Annotated in this window: 13 protein-coding genes and 1 pseudogene; 9 read left to right on the top strand and 5 right to left on the bottom strand. The window is 73.6% G+C overall.

Annotation, left to right across the window (positions count from 1 at the left end; genetic code table 11):
• Positions 1-27 precede the first annotated feature (27 nt).
• Together D7223_RS20100 and purE are read left to right on the top strand one after the other, a co-directional pair.
• Positions 28-1,209 (top strand): 5-(carboxyamino)imidazole ribonucleotide synthase, encoded by a 1,182-nt coding sequence (locus D7223_RS20100; protein ID WP_120729965.1) that lies wholly within the window; start codon positions 28-30, stop codon positions 1,207-1,209.
• Positions 1,206-1,697 (top strand): 5-(carboxyamino)imidazole ribonucleotide mutase, encoded by a 492-nt coding sequence (purE, locus tag D7223_RS20095; protein ID WP_120729964.1) that lies wholly within the window; start codon positions 1,206-1,208, stop codon positions 1,695-1,697. Before D7223_RS20100 ends, purE begins: the two co-directional genes overlap by 4 nt.
• Positions 1,698-1,735: 38 nt before the next feature.
• Here the strand turns inward: purE and D7223_RS20090 are convergent, their stop codons facing one another.
• Together D7223_RS20090 and D7223_RS20085 are read right to left on the bottom strand one after the other, a co-directional pair.
• Positions 1,736-6,694: an SCO7613 C-terminal domain-containing membrane protein gene (locus tag D7223_RS20090; RefSeq protein ID WP_120729963.1), complete on the bottom strand. Its 4,959-nt coding sequence runs from the start codon at positions 6,692-6,694 to the stop codon at positions 1,736-1,738.
• A 178-nt stretch (positions 6,695-6,872) separates the two neighbouring features.
• On the bottom strand, positions 6,873-8,300 hold the full coding sequence (locus tag D7223_RS20085) for a UDP-glucose dehydrogenase family protein (protein WP_120729962.1): 1,428 nt from the start codon (positions 8,298-8,300) through the stop codon (positions 6,873-6,875).
• A gap of 248 nt (positions 8,301-8,548) precedes the next feature.
• Between D7223_RS20085 and D7223_RS20080 the strand changes: the two genes are divergently transcribed.
• Both D7223_RS20080 and D7223_RS20075 read left to right on the top strand, forming a co-directional pair.
• Complete coding sequence (locus D7223_RS20080; protein ID WP_120729961.1) at positions 8,549-9,718, top strand: acyl-CoA dehydrogenase family protein; 1,170 nt, start codon at positions 8,549-8,551, stop codon at positions 9,716-9,718.
• A 335-nt stretch (positions 9,719-10,053) separates the two neighbouring features.
• Positions 10,054-11,357 (top strand): annotated as a pseudogene (locus tag D7223_RS20075) (multidrug effflux MFS transporter).
• 39 nt (positions 11,358-11,396) lie between these two features.
• Here D7223_RS20075 and D7223_RS20070 read toward each other — a convergent pair.
• Positions 11,397-12,053: a hypothetical protein gene (locus D7223_RS20070; RefSeq protein WP_120729960.1), complete on the bottom strand. Its 657-nt coding sequence runs from the start codon at positions 12,051-12,053 to the stop codon at positions 11,397-11,399.
• 23 nt (positions 12,054-12,076) lie between these two features.
• On the opposite strand from D7223_RS20070, the gene D7223_RS20065 reads away from it, so the two are divergent.
• From D7223_RS20065 to D7223_RS20055, 3 genes are all read left to right on the top strand, one after another.
• Positions 12,077-12,595, top strand: a complete 519-nt coding sequence (locus D7223_RS20065; protein WP_120729959.1) for an acyl-CoA thioesterase — start codon at positions 12,077-12,079, stop codon at positions 12,593-12,595.
• 250 nt (positions 12,596-12,845) lie between these two features.
• Entirely contained in the window at positions 12,846-14,822 is a 1,977-nt protein-coding gene (locus tag D7223_RS20060; protein ID WP_120729958.1) for an acetoacetate--CoA ligase, read from the top strand.
• Positions 14,823-14,941: 119 nt separating this feature from the next.
• Entirely contained in the window at positions 14,942-15,856 is a 915-nt protein-coding gene (locus D7223_RS20055) for a sulfotransferase domain-containing protein (RefSeq protein ID WP_120729957.1), read from the top strand.
• A 43-nt stretch (positions 15,857-15,899) separates the two neighbouring features.
• Here D7223_RS20055 and D7223_RS20050 read toward each other — a convergent pair whose 3' ends face one another.
• Positions 15,900-16,580: a TIGR03089 family protein gene (locus D7223_RS20050; RefSeq protein WP_120729956.1), complete on the bottom strand. Its 681-nt coding sequence runs from the start codon at positions 16,578-16,580 to the stop codon at positions 15,900-15,902.
• A gap of 152 nt (positions 16,581-16,732) precedes the next feature.
• On the opposite strand from D7223_RS20050, the gene D7223_RS20045 reads away from it, so the two are divergent.
• The gene (locus D7223_RS20045; RefSeq protein ID WP_120729955.1) at positions 16,733-17,878 is read left to right on the top strand and encodes a glycosyltransferase family 4 protein; all 1,146 of its coding nucleotides are present in this window, start codon (positions 16,733-16,735) and stop codon (positions 17,876-17,878) included.
• Positions 17,879-17,937: 59 nt separating this feature from the next.
• Complete coding sequence (locus tag D7223_RS20040; RefSeq protein WP_120730180.1) at positions 17,938-19,029, top strand: mannose-1-phosphate guanylyltransferase; 1,092 nt, start codon at positions 17,938-17,940, stop codon at positions 19,027-19,029.
• Here D7223_RS20040 and D7223_RS20035 read toward each other — a convergent pair.
• The gene (locus tag D7223_RS20035; protein ID WP_120730181.1) at positions 18,998-19,597 is read right to left on the bottom strand and encodes an NUDIX hydrolase; all 600 of its coding nucleotides are present in this window, start codon (positions 19,595-19,597) and stop codon (positions 18,998-19,000) included. The two genes, D7223_RS20040 and D7223_RS20035, sit on opposite strands and share 32 nt — an antisense overlap.
• Between the last annotated feature and the right edge of the window lie 262 nt (positions 19,598-19,859).

Here is a 19,859-nt window from a genome sequence, read left to right as displayed (position 1 = left end):
CCGCAGGCCGGATAGGCTGTCGCCGCTATGGATTCCCGTACCGGTCTGCCTGTTGTCGGCATGGTGGGTGGCGGCCAACTGGCCCGGATGACCCACCAGGCCGCGATCGCCCTCGGCCAGTCGTTGCGTGTGCTCGCCCTCGCCCCGGACGACGGGGCCGCGCTGGTCGCGGCCGACGTCCAGTACGGCGACCACACCGACCTGGCCGCGCTGCGCACCTTCGCGAAGTCCTGCGACGTGGTCACGTTCGACCACGAGCACGTGCCCACCGGGCACATCCGCGCGTTGGCGGAGGAGGGTGTGAAGCTGTTCCCGCCGGCCGACGCGCTGCTGCACGCGCAGGACAAGCGGATCATGCGGGAGCGCCTCGGCGCGTTGGGCGCGCCGAACCCCGCCTGGCGGCCGGTGGCGGAGCCGGCGGACCTGGTCGACTTCGGCGCCGAGGTCGGCTGGCCGGTCGTGCTGAAGGCGGCCCGGGGCGGCTACGACGGGCGTGGCGTGTGGATGGTGGCGGACGCGGCGCAGGCCGCGGACCTGGCCGCGACCCTGCTCGCCGGGGGCACCTCGCTGATCGTCGAGGAGCGGGTGGCCCTGCGTCGGGAGTTGGCCGTGCAGGTGGCCCGGTCGCCGTTCGGGCAGGTCGCCGCCTATCCGGTGGTGGAGACGGTGCAGCGCGACGGGATCTGCGTCGAGGTGCTGGCCCCGGCACCGGACCTGCCGGAGGAGTTGGCGGTCGCCGCGCAGCAGCTCGCCATCGACCTGGCCACCGCGCTCGGGGTGGTGGGCCTGCTGGCGGTGGAGCTGTTCGAGGTGGCCGACCCGGCCGCGCCGGGCGGGGCCCGCGTCGTCGTCAACGAGCTGGCCATGCGCCCGCACAACTCCGGGCACTGGACCATCGAGGGTGCCCGGACGTCGCAGTTCGAGCAGCACCTGCGGGCGGTCCTGGACTACCCGATGGGGGACACCTCGCTGACCGCGCCGGTGGTGGTGATGGCCAACGTCCTCGGCGGAGAGCCGGGCGGGATCCCGATCGACGAGCGGCTGCACCACCTGTTCGCGGCGGAGCCGGGGGCGAAGGTGCATCTCTACGGCAAGCAGGTACGCCCCGGACGCAAGATCGGGCACGTGACCGTGCTCGGTGCCGAGCTGGACGAGGTACGGACGCGGGCCGCGCGGGCCGCCCGCTGGCTGCGGGAGGGACACCAGTGAGCGTGGTCGGCCTGATCATGGGTAGTGACTCGGACTGGCCGACCATGCGGGCCGCCGCCGAGGTGCTGGACGAGTTCGAGGTGCCGTACGAGGTCGAGGTGATCTCCGCGCACCGCACCCCGGTCAAGATGATCGACTACGGGCGGGCCGCCGCCGACCGGGGCCTCAAGGTGATCATCGCCGGGGCCGGCGGAGCCGCCGCCCTGCCCGGCATGGTCGCGTCGGTCACCCCGCTGCCGGTGATCGGCGTACCGGTGCCGCTGAAGCATCTCGACGGGATGGACTCGCTGCTCTCCATCGTGCAGATGCCGGCCGGCGTCCCGGTGGCCACCGTGTCGATCGGCAACGCCCGCAACGCCGGCCTGCTCGCCGTCCGGATCCTCGGTGCCGGCGACCACACCCTGCTCGACCGGATGGCGGCCTACCAGGCGGACCTGGAGCAGTTGGTGGCCGAGAAGGACGCCGCCCTGCGCGCCTCGCTCGCCTGAGCGCCGCCCCCGCGGCGGGACCGGCCCGCAGCGCCCGGTCAGCGCATGCCGCGCAGGGCGGTCTGGAGGCGGTCCTGGGCGCGGCGGCGGCGCTCGTTGCTGGCACCCAGGATCAGCAGCAGCAGACCGACCGGGATCAGGACCAGCCATGGTCCCAGGCTGAACAGCGCGTGCACCGCCGCGATCGCGGTGACCGCCGCACCGATGATCACCGGGGCCTGCTGCTGGCTCATCGAGCCGAAGACCAGCACGGCCACCGCGCCGAGCAGCAGGAGTACCTGGCGCAGCGTGCTGGACTCGGTGGCGAGGACGATCGCCAGGGTGGGTACGAACGCGGTGACCAGGGCCGGCCCGTACGCCACCCAGCTGCTGAGGTCGGGCCGCTGGCGCAGCTCCAGCACCCCGACCAGCAGGGCGAGTGCGGCGAACGGCAGGGTGTAGGCCTCGGGCAGTGCCACGTCGGCGACCCGCATCAGGATCCACCAGGCGGTGATCTCGCAGACCACGACGGCCCAGAACAGGATCCGCCGTTCCACCGGCCGGCGGCCCGGGCGGCTGGCCGCCACGCCGAGCACCGCACCCCACGCGGCCAGCAGCGCGGCGATGTGCCGGGGCGAGTCGAACGCGAGGGCGAGGGCGATCAGCGCGGCGGCGTACCCGCTCCACTCGACGGTCGCCGCCTCGCGCTGCGCCTCGGGGCGGCGCAGCCGGGGCAGGGTGGCCGCGAAGACCTGTAGGGCCGCGCCCACCGCCAGGACGCCGAACGCGGACCACACGGCGGCGAGACCGGCGACCAGACCGGCGGTGAGGACGAAGAGCTGCGCGGTCAGCGAGGCGAAGAGCCAGCCCAGGATGCGGGCCCGCTGGGTGGTGCCGAAGAGTGCCCCGACGGTACCCACGCCGACCGCCCCACCCAGGGTGAACAGGGTCAGCTCCCGGGTGGCCAGCGAACCGGCCAGCCCGGCACCCCCGGCGGCCAGGCCGATCACGAAGACGAGGATCCGGGCCAGCCGCAGCGAACGGGCCCGCTCGGCCAGCGCCGGCGGGGGCGTCAACGCCAGCCCCAGCATCGAGATGGTGAACACGGCCAGCGCCGCCAGGCTGCTGCCCGGCCAGCCCTGACCCAACACGATCGGCGTGATCAGCAGGGTCACCGCGGCACCCGGCAGGATCACCGGCACCGCCCGGGACCGCCGCCCACCGCTGAACCCGACCGCCGCCAGCGCGGCGGTCGCGGTCAGCAGCAGCGCGGTCAGCACGTGGGTGGGGTCGACCGCGCCCGGTGGCGGGGTGAGCAGCTCCGGCGGCGGACCCTGCCAGACCCGGGCGAGGGTGCGGTGCGGCTCCACCAGCGCCACGAACAGCGGCGGCGCGATGGACACCAACGCCAGCAGGGTCGGCACGCTGGCGGCGGCCAGCGCCCCGGCCGCCGGGCTGAACCGCCAGCGCCGGACGCCGGTGTCCGCCCGGCGCAGCGCCCCGTCCAGCAGGACCGACCAGCGGCGGATCGGCTGGGCCGCGCCGGCCGGCGGCTCGGTGGCGCCCCGGACCAGCTCGGCGAGCACGCCGAGCAGCGCCGCGGCGGCGGCGTACACGCCGAGGGGCAGGCCGGTCGGTACGGCCGCGAGGGCGCTGATCGACGCGCCGCCGACGATCGCCGCGCTCGCCCAGGGCAGGTACTGCGGCACCTGCCGCCGGACCGCCGCCACGCCGGCCAGGCCGAGGCTGGACGCGGCCAGCGCGGCGGTCACCACGACCTGCGGGTCCCGGCCGAACTCGGCGGCCAGGGCGGCCACCGCTCCCGGCAGGGCGAGCAGCGCGGCCGCCGTGGCGGCACCGCCGATCTGTGCCAGGTGCGGCGGCATGCCCTCGGTGTCGATGTCGTCGACCAGCGGCTCGGCGAAGGAACGGGCCAGGCCGGCGACCACGACACCGATCAGCGCGATACCGCCCAGGGCCAGCGCGGTGGTCCACGGGCGGACCAGGCCCGCGCCGGCCGCGTGCAACGCGACCACCCCCGCCACCACCGCCCGGGAGAGCGCGGCGCGCGGGTCCACCGAGGCCACCGCCGCCATGCCGTACGCGGTGGCCACGGCGGTGCCGAGCAGGACCGGTGACCACCACGGCAGGTCGAACGCCGCCGCGGCGCCCATGGTGGCCAGCGCGGCGGCCACGCCCGACACGTCGTACCGCCACGGCGGCGGGAGCAGGATCGCGGCGGCGACGGCGAGCAGCACCAGGGCCACCGGCCCCTGCCAGGTGGCGCCCCCGGTCGGCGCGGCCGGCCAACCGGTCAGGTCACCGGCCCAGATCGGCCCCGGTGTGGCCAGTACGCCCACCGCGCCACGCAGCGCGGTCCAGCCGGCCAGCACTCCGATCAGCACCCCGCCGAGCGCGACGCCGACGATCGGACCGCGCCGCCACTGGACCGGCATCGCCCGGGCCGCCACGGCCACCAGCAGCACCAGCCCGGCGGCCACCACCAGTTGACCGCCCGGCGCGAGCACCGAGGCGATCCGCACCATGGTGGCGACCAGGGCGGTGGTGACCGCCGCGACGGCCAGGTCCGAGCCGTCCACGGTGAGGTCGGAGCGGCGGCCGGCGTCGATGTTCGGGGCGAGCAGGAGCAGGGCACCGGCGATCAGCAGCAGCGCGCTCACCCAGGCGTCGGCGGCGGTGGCACCGGGCGCGCCGAAGCCGGCCGCCGCCACCACCAGCGCGCCCAGGCCGGTGCCCACCGCCAGCGGTGCCGGCAGCCGCCGCTCCGACACCTGCACCAGGGCGGCGTACCCGAGCGTGACGCAGACCGCCAGGAAGCTCGCGGCGAGCACCGGGACGGTGACCTCGCGCAGGCTCGCCGGGGTGGGGGTCGGATCGGTCGGCACGGTGGCGGCGACGAAGGCGGCGACCGCGCCGGGCAGCGCGAACGCGGCCCCACCGGCCGCCCACGCCGACCCGGTGTCGGCGGCGGCCGGCGCCAGCCGGAACCGGGGCGCCGCGGCGACCAGCGCCCCGGCGACGAAGAGCGCGATCAGCACGGCGGCGGTGGACGCCGGCCGGGCCAGGCCGGCGCCCGCCCCGGCCAGGCCCACCACGGCGGCGCCGGCGGAGTGTGCCAGGGCGGCTCGCTCGGTCCGGGCGGAGAGGCCGGTCACGCCGATGCCGATCGCGGTCAGCACCATCGGCCACGGCGCCGCCGCCCAGCCGAGGCCGAGGGACGCCGGCACGGCCAACGCGGTCAGCACCGCACCGGCCACCGCGAACTCGCGGCGGATCTCCGCCGGAAGCGCCACCATCGCCGCGACGGTGAGCAGGAACGCGCTCGCGGCGAGCTGCCAGGTGGTCGGACCGACCGCCGCCGCCAGTTCGCCCGGGTAACGGTCCAGGTCCGCGGCCCAGGCCGGCAGGGCGGCCCGGACCGGGGCCAGGCCGGCGCGCAGCGCGCCGCCGGCCACCACCACACCGCTGACCGTGAGGGCGATCGCCGAGGCGAACTGCGGTCCGCGCCGGGCCGTCTCGGGCACCGCACGTACGGCCAGGCCGGTGAGCGTGATGACCGCCGCGATGATCAGCAGCGACCGGCCGGGCAGCGCGACCGAGGCGATCCGGCTCAGCGCGCCGATCACGGCCAGGGTGAGAACCGCCGCTCCGATGTCCGGCAGCGGCGCGCGACGTACCGCCAGCGTCCCGACCAGACCGACGGCGGCGGCCAGCAGCAGCACCGCGCCCGCGCCGGTCGCGCCCGGCACGGTGGTCGCCCGGAGCAGGGCGAGGACGGCGTACGCGAGGGCGACCACCACCGCCACCCCGTGCAGCGCCACGGCCAACTCACGCAGCCACGGCACCGGCCGGGTCGCGGGTGTCGTCCCCGCCGCGGTGGTGGTGCCGGCGAGCACCTCGGCGGACTCCTCCGGCGCCGCCTCCGGCCGGCCCGCGTCGGGGCGCTGCCGCGGTGCGGTCGCCGGCCCGGGGGACCTCTCGGTCGGGTCGCTGCCCGGGTCCGTCGGGTCGACGGTCGAGCCGGCGTCGAACCGCGGCTCCGGCCGGTCCCGGCCCGCCGGCCGCTCGACGGTGACCGCGGAGCGGGCCAGCCACAGGTCGAGCACGGCGACCGCGGTGAGCACCAGCGCCCAGCCGCCCGGGCCGCCGATCAGGTCGTACGCGAGCAGCGGCAGCACCGGCTGGGCGGCGAGGACGGTGGCGAAGCGGGGGGCGCGCAGGCCGGTGAAGAGGGCGTACCCGAAGGACACGCCGGCGGTGGCCGCGAAGATCAACCCGGCGAAGACCGCCCCGGACGCGCCTCCCCCGCCGATCGCGTCCACGGCCCACAGCGCGTACCCGGCCAGCGGCACCATGAGCAGGCCCACCGCGGAGATCGTCTCGGCGGTGGACGTCAGGCCCCGGCGGGCCAGCACCGGCGCGGCGAGCAGCAGCAGCACGGTCGCCAGCAGCAGGATGCCCAGTCGGGCCAGCGCGTCGATCGAACTGGTGGCGACCGCGGCGAAGACCACCGCGGCGACGCCGAGCAGCAGCGCGCCCAGCCCGAGCGGGATGTTCTGCACCTCACGGGAGGACGCCTCCGGCGGGTGCTCCGGATCGTCGGCGGCCAGCCAGGTGGCCGGCGGCGGCGTCGGGGGTTGCTCGTCCGGCCCCGACGGGGTGCCCTGCCGGGGCACCCGGGGTGGCGCGCCGGTGGCGGCCGTCGGGGGGCGTCGCCCGGGACGGCGGCGCAGCACCCGGCGCGGTCGGGTGGCCTGCTTGACGCGCTCCTCACCGGCGTGCGCGAGGATGTCCCGCTGGAAGAGGGCGGCCTGCATCTTGGCGGCGAGTTGTCGCTGCTCGCTGGCGATGGCGGCCTCCCGGGCCTTCATCTCCGCGATCGAGCGTTCGATGTCCGCCAGGTGCTCCAACCACTGTGGTTGGTGGGCACCGCAGTGCGGGCAGCTGACGGCCGGCTTGATCTCCCGGCCGCACGAGGAGCACTTGAACGTCGCCACGACTGCCCTCCACCCGCACTGTGGACTCCCACTGTCGCAGCATGCCCAATACGGGCGCGGATTTCGACAGTTGTCGGCGGGTCCAGGGCAAAGATCGTCGGGGGGTACCGAGAACGGCCGGTCGCGGAGGTTGCTCCGGGACCGGCCGTTCACACGCCGGGGTGTCCGGCGAGAAGCCTCAGGGGCGGCCCATGCCCCGGTACTCCCAGCCGGCCTGGGTCCACAGAGCCGAGTCGAGGCAGTTGCGGGCGTCGACGACCTTGCGGCCGGCGGCCAGCTCGCCGAGGACCACCGGGTCGGCGTTGCGGAAGTCGGCCCACTCGGTGAGTACGCAGACCAGGTCGGCGTCGGTGACCGCCTCGTTGATGCCCGGCTCGTAGGTCAGCTCGGGCGCCACCGCGCGGGCCCGCTCCATGCCCTGCGGGTCGTAGACGTGCACGTCGGCCCCGGCCTTGCGGAGCAGCGCGGCGACGTTCAGCGCGGGCGCGTCGCGTACGTCGTCGGTGTTGGGCTTGAAGGTCGCGCCCAGCACCGCGATCCGGGTGCCGGACAGGTCCGGGCCGGCGGGCCCCGAGCGGCGGCCGAGCAGTTCCGCGGCGAGCTGGACCACCCGGGTCCGGCGACGCAGGTTGATCAGGTCGACCTCGTGCAGGAAGCGCAGCGCCTCACCGGCGCCCAGCTCCTGCGCCCGAGCCTGGAAGGCGCGGATGTCCTTGGGCAGGCAGGCGCCGCCGAAGCCGAGGCCGGCCTGGAGGAAACGGTTGCCGATCCGCGGGTCGAAGCCGATCGCGCGGGCCAGGTGGGTGACGTCGCCGCCGGACGCCTCGCACACCTCGGCCATCGCGTTGATGAACGAGATCTTGGTGGCCAGGAAGGCGTTCGCGGCGACCTTGACCAGCTCGGCGGTGGCGAAGTCGGTGACCACCAGCGGGACCTCCCGGTCCTCGGTGGCGGCCAGGTCGAAGACGCCCTTGTGGGCGGCGTAGAGCATGCCGTTGGCCCACTCGCTCTTCACGCCCACCACGATCCGGTTCGGGCGCAGCACGTCGTCGACGGCGAAGCCCTCCTGGAGGAACTCCGGGCTCCACGCCACCTCGACGCCGAGGTCGGTGGGGGTGTGCTTGCTCACCAACTGCTCGACCCACTCGGCGGTACCCACCGGCACGGTCGACTTGCCGACGATGAGCGCCTTGCGGCTGAGGTGCTGGGCGAGGCTGGTGACCGACGCCTCGACGTACGACAGGTCGGCGCCCATCCCGTCGGCCCGCTGCGGGGTGCCGACGCAGATGAAGTGCACGTCGCCGAAGTCGGCGACCTCGGCCATGTCGGTGCTGAACCGCAGCCGGCCGGCGGCCAGGTTGCGCTTGAGTAGCTCGTCCAGGCCGGGCTCGTGGATCGGCACCTCGCCGTTGTTCAACATCGCGATCTTGTCGGCGTCCACGTCGTAGCCGAGGACCTCGTACCCCAGTTCCGCGTAGCAGATGGCGTACGTGGCGCCGAGATATCCAGTGCCCAGGAAGGTCACCCGGGGACGAGAGGCACCCGAGGGGGGCGTGACGGCCGCGATGGCGGGCGTCGGCTGAGTGGTCGGGTACGGGATCGTCACGCCTGTCTTCTCCGCTCGCACTGGCGACTGCGTTGTCGAGTCGCATTCTGCTGCGGCGCCCGGTGGGGCGCCGAGGGGTTGGTGTTGTTCTTCACATGGTCGCCGTGCGGCGTCGGTGGTCGGAGGTGCCCGGGCCTACGCGGCGGTAACATCGCCTGAACTGTGGTCGCTATCCTTCAGTCTGCGTGGTCGGCGGTCGGTTCACGCTACAGACCTGCGCATGATAGCGGTGAAGGGGAGGGGCTCACATGCCCGCAGAGGAGTCGTTCGACGTCTACCGGTTGCCCGAGGAGCACGAGGCGATCCGGGAGGCGGTCCGTGAGGTCTGCACGGCCAAGGTGGCTCCGCACGCCGCCGAGGCCGACGAGACGGCCGAGTTCCCGAAGGCCTCGTACGACGCCCTCCGGGCCGCCGACTTCCACGCGCCGCACATCCCCGTCGAGTACGGGGGCGCGGGCGCGGACGCGCTGGCCACGGCCATCGTGATCGAGGAGGTGGCGCGTGCCTGCGCCTCGTCCTCGCTGATCCCGGCGGTCAACAAGCTCGGCACCATGCCGCTGCTGCTGGCCGGCTCGGAGGAGCTGAAGCGGAAGTACCTGACCCAGGTCGCCTCCGGTGACGCCATGTTCTCGTACTGCCTGTCCGAGCCGGAGGCGGGCAGCGACGCGGCGTCGATGACCACCCGCGCGGTGCGCGACGGCGACCACTGGGTGCTCAACGGTGTGAAGCGGTGGATCACCAACGCCGGGGTGTCCGAGTTCTACACGGTCTTCGCCGTCACCGACCCGGCCGCGCGGTCCCGGGGCATCTCGGCCTTCGTGGTCGAGAAGTCCGACTCCGGGGTCAGCTTCGGCGCGCCGGAGAAGAAGCTCGGCATCAAGGGTTCGCCGACCCGCGAGGTCTACCTGGACAACGTGCGGATCCCGGCGGACCGGATGATCGGCGCCGAGGGCACCGGCTTCGGCACCGCGATGAAGACCCTGGACCACACCCGGGTCACCATCGCCGCCCAGGCCGTCGGGATCGCGCAGGGCGCGCTCGACTACGCCAAGGGGTACGTGACCGAGCGCAAGCAGTTCGGCAAGGCGGTCGCCGAGTTCCAGGGCATCCAGTTCATGCTCGCCGACATGGGCATGAAGCTGGAGGCGGCCCGGCAGTTGACGTACGCCGCCGCCGGCAAGTCCGAGCGTGGCGACGCCGACCTGACCTACTTCGGCGCGGCCGCCAAGTGCTTCGCCTCGGACGCCGCCATGGAGATCACCACGGACGCGGTCCAGCTGCTCGGCGGGTACGGCTACACCCGGGACTACCCGGTCGAGCGGATGATGCGGGACGCCAAGATCACCCAGATCTACGAGGGCACCAACCAGGTGCAGCGGATCGTCATGGCGCGCCAGTTGCTGGCCGGCGTCGCCTAGCACGGACCTTCCGGTGGTCCGGTGTGCCGGTCGTGGCACGCCGGACCACCGCATGCTTTCGGCACCGGTCGGGCCTGCCCCGGGGGTGACTCCGGGTGGGGGCGCGGCGTGACTCCCCCCACACACCGGGATCGTCGTACGCCTCTCCGGCGTTGGGGCCCAGAGGAATCACCCCAGCGGATGATCGCTCATCCGACCACCCCCGCCTGACCCGCGCCTCGTCATCTCCTCGCCGCCCGACGTCGGGCCCCCGCACCGTGCCGCGCTCCGGGACCGCGGTGACTTACCAGCACCGCGGGTGACGACGCGTCAGCCTCCGCAGAGAGATCGAGATGATGGAAAAGTTGGTGGACGGGACCGGACCCGGCTCGCGGGTCGCGGACCCGGGCCCGGCCGGGGAAGTGCCGCCCGGTGACCTGATGACCGGTCGCCAGCGGGTCCGACTCGTCCTCGTGCTGGGCGCGATGATCGCGATCGGGCCGTTGACCATCGACATGTACCTGCCCGCGCTGCCCGCCATCACGGCGGGCCTGGAGACCACCGAGACCGCGGTGCAGTTGACGCTGACCGGCACGCTCGTCGGTCTCGCGTTGGGCCAGTTGCTGATCGGGCCGCTCTCCGACGTGCTGGGGCGGCGGCTGCCGCTGCTGGGCGGTCTGGCCGCGCACGTCGTGGCCTCGGTGCTGTGCGTGTTCGCGCCCGACATCACCGTGCTCGGCGCCCTGCGCGTGTTGCAGGGCCTCGGCGTCGCCGCCGCCACCGTGGTCGCCACGGCCGTCGTACGCGACCTGTTCAGCGGTGCCTCGTTCGCCCGGATCTTCTCCCGGTTGATGCTGGTCATGGGCCTGGCTCCGATCCTCGCGCCGACCCTGGGCAGCGGCCTGCTGCGGTGGACCGAGTGGCGGGGCGTCTTCGCGGCGCTGGCGGTGCTGGGCGCGCTGCTGATCGTCGTGGCCGCGTTCGGACTGCCGGAGACCCTTCCGGTGACGCGTCGGCGGCGAGGTGGGGTGGGTGCCACCCTGCGCGACTACCGGGGGCTGCTCCGCGACCGGGCGTTCGTCGGCCTGGTCCTGGTCGCCGGGCTGGCGATGGCGGCCCTGTTCGCGTACGTCTCGGGGTCGTCCTTTGTGCTCCAGGGCCAGTACGGCCTCGACGAGCAGCAGTTCGGTCTGGCCTTCGGGGCGGGCGCGGTGGGTCTGATCGCGGCCACCCAGTTCAACGTCCGGCTGCTGCGCCGCTACACCCGCAGCAGATCCTGGTCGGCGCCCTGATCGCCGGAACGGCGGCCGGGCTCCTGCTGGTCATGTTCGCCGCGACCGGCCTCGGTGGCCTGGGCGCCCTGCTCGCGTCGCTGTGGCTGGTCCTGGCCGCGGCGGGCCTGGCCCTGCCGAACGCGCCGGCGTTGGCGATGACCCGGCACCGCGAGGCCGCCGGCACCGCGGCGGCGCTGCTCGGCGCGGTGCAGTTCGGCGTGGGCGCCCTGGTGGCGCCCCTGGTCGGCCTGTTCGGCACCGGGAGCGTACCGATGGCGGTCGTCATCGCGGGCAGCATGGCCGCGTCGCTGACGGTCATGCTGCTGGTCGTTCCCCGCGCCGGCCTCGGCCCGGTCGACCCGGAGCTGGCGGTCGCGGCGCACTAGCCACCGGGCGGGCCGGGCGACCGGCCCACCCGGTGCGGGTCAGCGGATCTCGGTGGTGTCCTCCGGCCGGTGCGGACTGCGCGGTGGTGCCGACCAGGGTGACTCGCCCCCGGTACGGCGGGGCAGCGGGTCGGTCGGGGTGGGGTCCGGGTAGCCGAGGGTCATCGGGGCGGTGTCCCGCTCCTGCTGGGTGACCGGCGGCCAGTCGGTGAGCGTGTAGTCCTGCCGTTCCGGGCCTTCGGCCGGGGTCAGCTCCACCCCGGTCGCGGGCCGTGGCCACCGCCGCCAACGCTGCACACTGAACGTGGCCAGCACCAGCATCAGGCCGATCAGGAACAGGGTGCCGTTCTCCACCGGCAGGCGCAGCGGCAGCGGGTCCCCGAGGACCTTCCAGCCGTCCGGGATGCGGTCGCGCACCTCGAACGGCGCGACGAACATCCCCACGTACGGGGTGACCAGCAGCAGCCCGGCGATCAGCGGGCCGGCCGGCGACGTGCGCAGACTGCCGATCAGGCCGAGCAGCAGCCCGGCGACGGCGAGCCAGACGGCCGGCTCGATGAGGTTCGCCGAGTTGTACTTACCGATGTCCACCCATCGGTCGACGGTCCGGGCCGACCCGTCCTGCCCGAGGGTGACCAGTACCCACGTGACGGGTGCCACCACCAACCCGGCGAGGAAGCTCCAGAGATGACGCATTCGCGCACCGTACCGTTTCCGCCATGACCGAGCACCTTCCGACCACGCCGCCGGGCAAGCCGACCTCGTACTCCCGGGTGACGCTCAGCCGCATCATGACCGCCGTCGACGTCAACCTCTACGGCACGGTGCACGGCGGTGTGCTGATGAAGTTCGTCGACGACGTCGCGGGGGCGGCGGCGGCCCGACACAGCGGCGGCACCGCGGTCACCGCGGCCATCGACGAGATCGTCTTCTCCGAGGCGGTACGGGTCGGCGACCTGGTGCACGCGCACGCCCAGGTGAACTGGACCGGGCAGACCTCGATGGAGGTGGGGGTGCGGGTGGTGGCCGAGCGCTGGGACTCGGCCGAGGAGGAGCCGGTGCGGGTGGCCACCGCGTACCTGGTCTTCGTCGGCGTCGACGTGGGCGGCTCCCCGCGGACGGTGCGTCCGGTGCTGCCGGAGACCCCGGAGGACGAGCGTCGGTTCCGGGAGGCGGAGATCCGACGGGCCCACCGGTTGGCCCGCCGCCGCGCGATCCAGGCTCACCGGGCCGGCTGAGTCGCGGCGCTGCGTCGCGCCGCGCTGCGTGGCGGCGCGCTGCGCTGTTAGGAAGGGACCCTTTTACTACTCCAGGCGTTAATAAGGGGCCCTTCCTTACACCCCGCCCACACAGGTTGCGGCGGCGGCATGTGGGGCGGGCACGCCCCTTCGCCGGTACCCGGTGCGGAGAATGGCGCTTCGAGGTAGGGCAAGATGGCGCCACGGCCCATGCACAGCGTCGTGCCGGGGCCCGAGGGAGGGTGGAGCAGTGGGTGACGTGCTGTGGACGCCGCCGGCGGACATACTCCAGCGGTCGCGGATCGGGAACTATCTGAGCTGGCTGCGGGAGCACCGGGGGCTGGACTTCGCCGACTACGACGCGCTGTGGCGCTGGTCGGTCACCGACCTGGACGCGTTCTGGCGCTCGATCTGGGACCACTTCGAGGTGGTCGCGCACACCCCGCCGACCGCCACGCTGACCGACCGCGGGATGCCCGGGGCCAAATGGTTCCCCGGTGCCACGCTCAACTACGCCGAGAACGTGCTGCGGATGCCCGGCCGGGCCGACGACGACCCGGTGGTGATCGCCCACGGGCAGACCCGCCCGCCGGTCACCCTCACCGCCGCGCAGCTGCGCGATCAGGTCCGCCGGGTGGCGGCCGGGCTGCGCCGGCTGGGCGTCGTCGCCGGCGACCGGGTGGCCGCGTACGCGCCGAACATCCCGGAGACGTACGTGCTGCTGCTGGCCACCAGCAGCCTGGGCGCGATCTTCTCCTCCTGCGCGCCGGAGTTCGGCACCCGCAGCGTCACCGACCGGTGGCAGCAGATCGCGCCGAAGGTGCTGGTGGCGGTGGACGGCTACCGCTACGGCGACAAGCCGGTGGACCGCCGGGGCGAGGTGGCCGCCATCCGGGCCGCTCTGCCGTCGCTGGAGCACACCGTCGGCATCGCGTACCTGGACCCGTCCGGCGCCACGCCGTCGGACGCGCTCTCCTGGGCCGAGCTGGCCGCCGATACCGACGAGTCGCTGACCTTCACCCCGGTCGCCTTCGACCACCCGTTGTACGTGCTGTACTCCTCCGGCACCACCGGCCTGCCGAAGCCGATCGTGCACGGGCACGGCGGCATCCTGCTGGAACACCTGAAGATGCTCGCCCTGCACCACGACCTGGGCCCGGCCGACCGGTTCCTCTGGTTCACCACGACCGGCTGGATGATGTGGAACTTCCTGGTCTCCGGTCCGGCGGTGGGCGCGGCGATCGTGCTCTTCGACGGCAACCCGGGCCACCCCGACCTGGGCGCGCTGTGGCGGCTGGCCGAGGAGACCGGCACCACGTACTTCGGCACCTCGGCGCCGTTCCTGCTGGCCTGCCGCAAGGCCGGGCTGGTGCCGGCGGACATCGCCGACCTGTCCGCGCTGCGCGGGCTGGGCTCGACCGGCGCGCCGCTGCCGGCCGAGGGCTTCGCCTGGGTGTACGAGACGGTCGGTGACCGCCTCCAGCTCCAGTCGCTGTCCGGTGGCACCGACGTCTGCACCGGCTTCGTCGGTGGGGTGCCGCTGCTGCCGGTGCACGCCGGGGAGATCGCCTGCCGGGCGCTGGGCGCGAAGGTGGAGGCCCGCTCGGCGGACGGCACCCCGGTCATCGGGGAACTGGGCGAACTGGTGATCACCGAGCCGATGCCGAGCATGCCGGTCGGGTTCTGGAACGACGCCGACGGCAGCCGCTACCGGGAGGCGTACTTCGACCTCTACCCGGGCGTCTGGCGGCACGGCGACTGGATCACGATCAACTCCCGGGGCGGCTGCGTGATCACCGGCCGTTCCGACGCCACCCTGAACCGGGGCGGCGTGCGGCTGGGCACCGCCGAGTTCTACTCGGTGGTGGAGGGGCTGGCCGAGGTCGTCGACTCGGTCGTGGTGCACCTGGAGGACGACGAGGGCGGCGCCGGTGAGCTGCTGCTGTTCGTGGTGCTCGCCGAGGGGCTGGAACTGGACGACGAGCTGCGCCGGACGATCTGCCGCGAGCTGCGTACCGCCCTGTCACCCCGGCACGTGCCGGACGAGATCCACCAGGTGCGGGCCGTGCCGCGCACCCTCTCGGCGAAGAAGCTGGAGGTGCCGGTGAAGAAGATCCTGACGGGCACCCCGGTCGACTCGGCGGCGGCCAAGGGCGCCCTGGCCAACCCCGAGTCCCTGGCCGCCTTCGCCACATTCGCCCAACGCCGCACCCCCACCCACCCCTGACCCAGGTCGGCGGAGGAGCGGAAGAGCGCGGACTGTCAGCTATCGCCTGTGGGAGGCATCAGAAGTACCGTGTTGACGGTTCCACCGGCAAGGTTGAGGCACAGACGACAAGGGTTGACATGACCAAGCGCGCCATCGAGTTCACCAAGCAGGTCACGCCGAATTCGCTGCGAATCGTCGCGCGACGCGCACAACTCGAAGCTCACAACGCGAGAATGCGGCTCACCGTTCCCGTGGTCAGCCGTTGCGAGTTCCAGAACATCTATCACTGCACGGTGCACAAGACGGGCAGCCAATGGATCAAGGCGCTCTTCAGCGACCCCGTGGTCTACCGCTACTCCGGCCTGCTGCCCTTCGACCCGCGCTTCCACGGGCGACTCCCGATCCCCGTCGTACCGACCGGCCGCGCGGCGTTGGCGCTCTTCCACTCCTACCCGAAATTCAAGAAGATCGAGAAGCCCGAGCGGTATCGCGCCTTCTTCGTCATGCGGGACCCGCGGGACATCGTCGTTTCCAGCTACTTCTCGCTGCGTAATTCGCACGCTCCGATGGGTGACATCCCGCAGGCCCGGAAGATCCTGCGGGAGAAGCCGATGAAGGAGGGGCTGCTGTACGTCATCGAGCGCCTCTCCCGGCGATACACCTTCAAGCAGCTCCGGTCGTGGGCGGTCGCCCCGCCCTCCGAGACCTTCCGGATCTTCCGCTACGAGGACCTGACCAGCGAGCGGCAGCAGGAACAGGTGGACGAGCTGATGCGGCACTGCGGGATCGTCCTGCCGCCGGCGGAGCTGGAGGCACTCCTGGCCCGCTACAGCTTCTCCAAGATGCGCCAGGACCGGGCGGCCGCGGGCCAGATCTCGCACTACCGCAAGGGCAAGGCCGGCGACTGGCGCAACCACTTCGACGACGAGATCTACGACGCCTTCGCCGCGACGACCGGTGATCTCGTCGAGATCCTCGGCTACCCGCCCCGGGTCGTCGACGAGTCGGCGCCGGCGGCCCAGACCGGCCCGGTCGACGGCCGGGTGCCGTAGGCCGTCGCTGCCAACTGCCGCACCCGAAAGGGGCGCGCCGAGGTCAGGGAAGCGTCTGGGTGACGTTCTCGGACGCGGTGCGCGTGGGGAGGTTGGCGGGGTTCAGGTGGGCGCAGAGGACCACGGTGGCACGTCGGGTCAGGGGGGCCAGCAGCCAGTCGAGCGGGTCGGGATGCGCGGCCGTGTCGATCAGCACGCGGGCGCCGCGGGCGAGGCCGAGCTCGTCCGCGCGTCGCCGGGCGCGCTCCACCAGCTCCGCACCCCCGGCGGCGTACGGCGTGAAGTGGTCGCCGTGCGCGCGTACCTCCAGCACGTAGTCGGCGAAGCCCGCCGGCACATGCCGCAGGGGCAGCGCGAAGGGGTCCAGGGCGAGGGCGTACCGGTCGCCGGCCGACCACTTCTCCGCGTCGGGGAGCCGGTCGACGGCGGCGAAGAGAACATCCACGTCACCCGGTGCCTCGGCCACGGTCAGACCGGCCGACCAGCAGCCGAGCAGCACCGCCGCGGTCTGCCAGTGCGGCGGGAGCAGTACGCCGGCGGTGCCGCCGGAGCCCAGGCCCAACTCGTCGACGAGCAGGTTGGCGGTCTTGGACACCCAGTTCGTCAGCGTCGCCCCGGACAGCTCGGTCCGCTCGCCGGTGGCGTCGTCGTACCAGGTCAGCAACGGTCGGGTGGGGTCGGCCGCAGTCGCGTCGGCGAAGACCCGGGAAATGTTCTCGGCCATCGGCGCGAACGATACGCCCCCGCGGGCCGTAGGAAAGGGTAGTGACAAGTCGGCGTACCGTCGGGTCGCAGTCACCGCCCGCCGGGGCCCGCGGCGTAGGCTTGCCCCGGAGTGTTGTTCCCCACAGACCCGCCAGTGCAAGGAGTCGCCCCGTGACCGCCGGTCGCCCGCCCCGCGTGCTCATCGACGCCACGAGTGTCCCCGCCGACCGTGGCGGCGTCGGTCGATACGTCGACGGCCTGCTCGGCGCCCTCGGCAAGGTGTGCGGGTCGGGAGTGGAACTGGCCGTGGTCAGCCTCCGCACCGACCTGGAGCGCTACACCCGGATGCTTCCGGGTGCCGAGATCATCCCGGCCCCGGCCGCGGTGGCGCACCGTCCGGCCCGGCTCGCCTGGGAGCAGACCGGCCTGCCCCTGCTGGCGCAGCAGGTCGGCGCCCAGGTGCTGCACTCGCCGTTCTACACCTGCCCGTTGCGCGCCGGTTGTCCGGTGACGGTGACCGTGCACGACGCGACGTTCTTCACCGAGCCGGAGCACTACGACAAGTCGCGCCGCACCTTCTTCCGCAGCGCGATCAAGACGTCGCTGCGGCGCGCGGACCGGGTGATCGTCCCCAGCAAGGCGACCCGGGACGAGCTGATCCGGCTGCTCGACGCCGACCCGACGAAGATCGACGTGGCCTACCACGGCGTCGACCACGCCGCCTTCCACGCGCCGAGCGAGGAGGAGAAGGCGCGGGTCCGGGCCCGGTTGGGGCTGGGCGGCTCCACCTACGTCGCGTTCCTCGGGGCGAAGGAACCGCGCAAGAACGTACCCAATCTGATCCGCGGCTGGGCCCGTGCGGTGGGCGACCGGACGGACCCGCCGGCCCTGGTGATCGCCGGCGGCCAGGGCCACGACGACGACATCGATCGGGCGGTGGCCGAGGTGCCCTCGCACCTGCGGCTGCTGCGCCCGGGCTACCTGCGCTACGCCGACCTGCCCGGCTTCCTCGGTGGGGCGCTCGTCGCGGCCTACCCGTCGTACGGCGAGGGTTTCGGGCTGCCGATCCTGGAGGCCATGGCGTGCGCCGCCCCGGTCCTGACCACACCGCGGCTGTCGCTGCCGGAGGTCGGCGGCGACGCCGTCGCGTACACCAGTGAGGCCCCCGACCAGATCGCGACGGACCTGGCGGCCCTGCTCGACGACGAGCAGCGCCGGCTGACCCTCGCGAAGGCCGGCTTCGACCGGGCCAAGGAGTTCACCTGGGAGTCCAGCGCCGAGGTGCACATCGCCGCCTGGACCCGGGCACGGGCCTGACCCGTGCTGGTCACGCTGACCGGGTCTTCCCTTTCAGGTGGGTCGGGCATGATGTGCGGGTGATTTACGCCGTCATCCCGGCGGGCGGCAGCGGCACAAGGTTGTGGCCGCTGTCCCGCGCGGGTCATCCCAAGTTCCTCCATCCGCTCACCGGCTCGGCCGCCTCGCTGTTGCAGGCCACGGTGGAGCGACTGGGTCCGCTGGCCACACCGGAACGCACGCTGGTGGTCACCGGGGCCGCGCACGTCGCGGCGGTGGCGCGCCAACTGACCGGGCTTCCCGAGGAGAACATCCTGGTCGAGCCGTCGCCACGGGACTCGTGCGCGGCGATCGCGCTCGCCGCCGCGGTCATCGCGCAGCGGGACCCGGAGGCGGTGATGGGCTCCTTCGCCGCCGACCACCTGATCGGTGACCCGGACCGCTGGCGCGACGTCGTCCGGCAGGCCGTCGTCGGCGCGGAGCAGGGGCTGCTGATGACGGTGGGGATCACCCCGACCCGGGCCGAGACCGGCTACGGCTACCTGGAGACCGGCACGCCGAGCGGCGACGGCCCGCTGCGGCCGGTCGCCGAGTTCAAGGAGAAGCCGAGCGCCGACGTCGCCGAGACGTACGTGCGCTCCGGCCGGCACCTCTGGAACGCCAGCATGTTCGTCTGGCGGGTCGACGTCTTCCTCGCCGAGCTGGAACGTCAGCAGCCGGCGCTGCACGCCGGCATCGTCGCGATCGCGGCGGCGTGGGGCACCGACGGGCAGGACGACGTGCTGGGCACGGTCTGGCCGACGCTGCCGAAGATCTCCGTCGACTACGCGGTGATGGAGGGTGCGGCGACCGCCGGCCGGGTGGCGACCGTCCCCGGCGACTTCGGCTGGAACGACGTCGGCGACTTCCACACCCTCGGCGAGGTGCTGCCGGCCGACGCCGACGGCAACGTGGTGCTCGGCGCGGACGCCAAGCCCGGCGTGTTGCTGCGGGACAGTCGCGACCTGGTGGTGGTGCCCTACTCCGGGCGGCTGGTGGCCACCATCGGGGTGCGCGACCTCATCGTGGTCGACACGCCGGACGCGCTGCTGGTGTGCCCGCGTGACCGCGCCCAGGACGTCAAGAAGATCGTCGACGAACTCAAGGAACGGGGCGCAGAGGGGCTCGTCTGAGGGCCGCCAACGCGGGTGGGACCAGCTTCGCGGTCCCGCCCGCCAGCGGTTCCGGCAGCCGGTCCGGCGGGAACCAGCCCAGGTCGTCGGACTCGTCGCTGACCGCGCACACCGCGCCGGGCGGGGCGAGGACGGCGAAGCGTACGTCGTGGTGGAACGAGCCTCCCTGGCAGCCGACCGGGTGGATGTCCACGTCGATCGGCACCGGGTCGATCCGCAGGCCGGCGATGCCGGACTCCTCGGTCGCCTCGCGCAGCGCGGCGCCGGCCAGCGTACGGTCGCCCGGCTCGCAGTGGCCGCCGAGTTGCACCCACCGGTGGAACTTGCCGTGCAGGCACAGGAGCACCCGGGAACCGGTGGCGTCGAGGACCAGCGCGCTGGCGGTGACGTGCCCGGCGCGGTGCTCCCGGCCCAGCGTCACCGGCCCGGCTTCCAGCAGCTCCAGGGTGCGGTCCCGGGCGGTCGCCGCCGCCGACGACGTCGGCACCCACCCGCGCAGCACGGTGCGGGTGTCCGCGTGCAGCTCCGCGTTAGGAAGGGGCCCTTCTACTACACCAGGCGTTAACAGGGGGCCCTTCCTTTCATCCGAGCGCACCTGGTCACTCTACGGGCGGCGGATTCGTGGGCTGGGCCGTGGGTTGAGCCGGGTTCGGACCGGCGACCGGGGCGGCACCTCTGCGGACGTGTCGAGCCGCAGACCCTCGTACGGTGCCGCCCGGGGCCGCCGGTCCACCCCGCCCCCGAGGTCCCGGTGAGCCGGCGTCGGTGACGTCCCGGCCCGGTCCGGGCACGGGAAGCATGCCGAAAGCGGCAGGTGAGCGTCGAGGTCT

The sequence above is a fragment of the Micromonospora endolithica genome, from assembly GCF_003626595.1.
Classification (GTDB): domain Bacteria; phylum Actinomycetota; class Actinomycetes; order Mycobacteriales; family Micromonosporaceae; genus Micromonospora; species Micromonospora endolithica.
The sequence above is the reverse complement of the archived record's forward strand: the minus strand, read 5'-3'. Positions and strand labels throughout refer to the sequence as shown.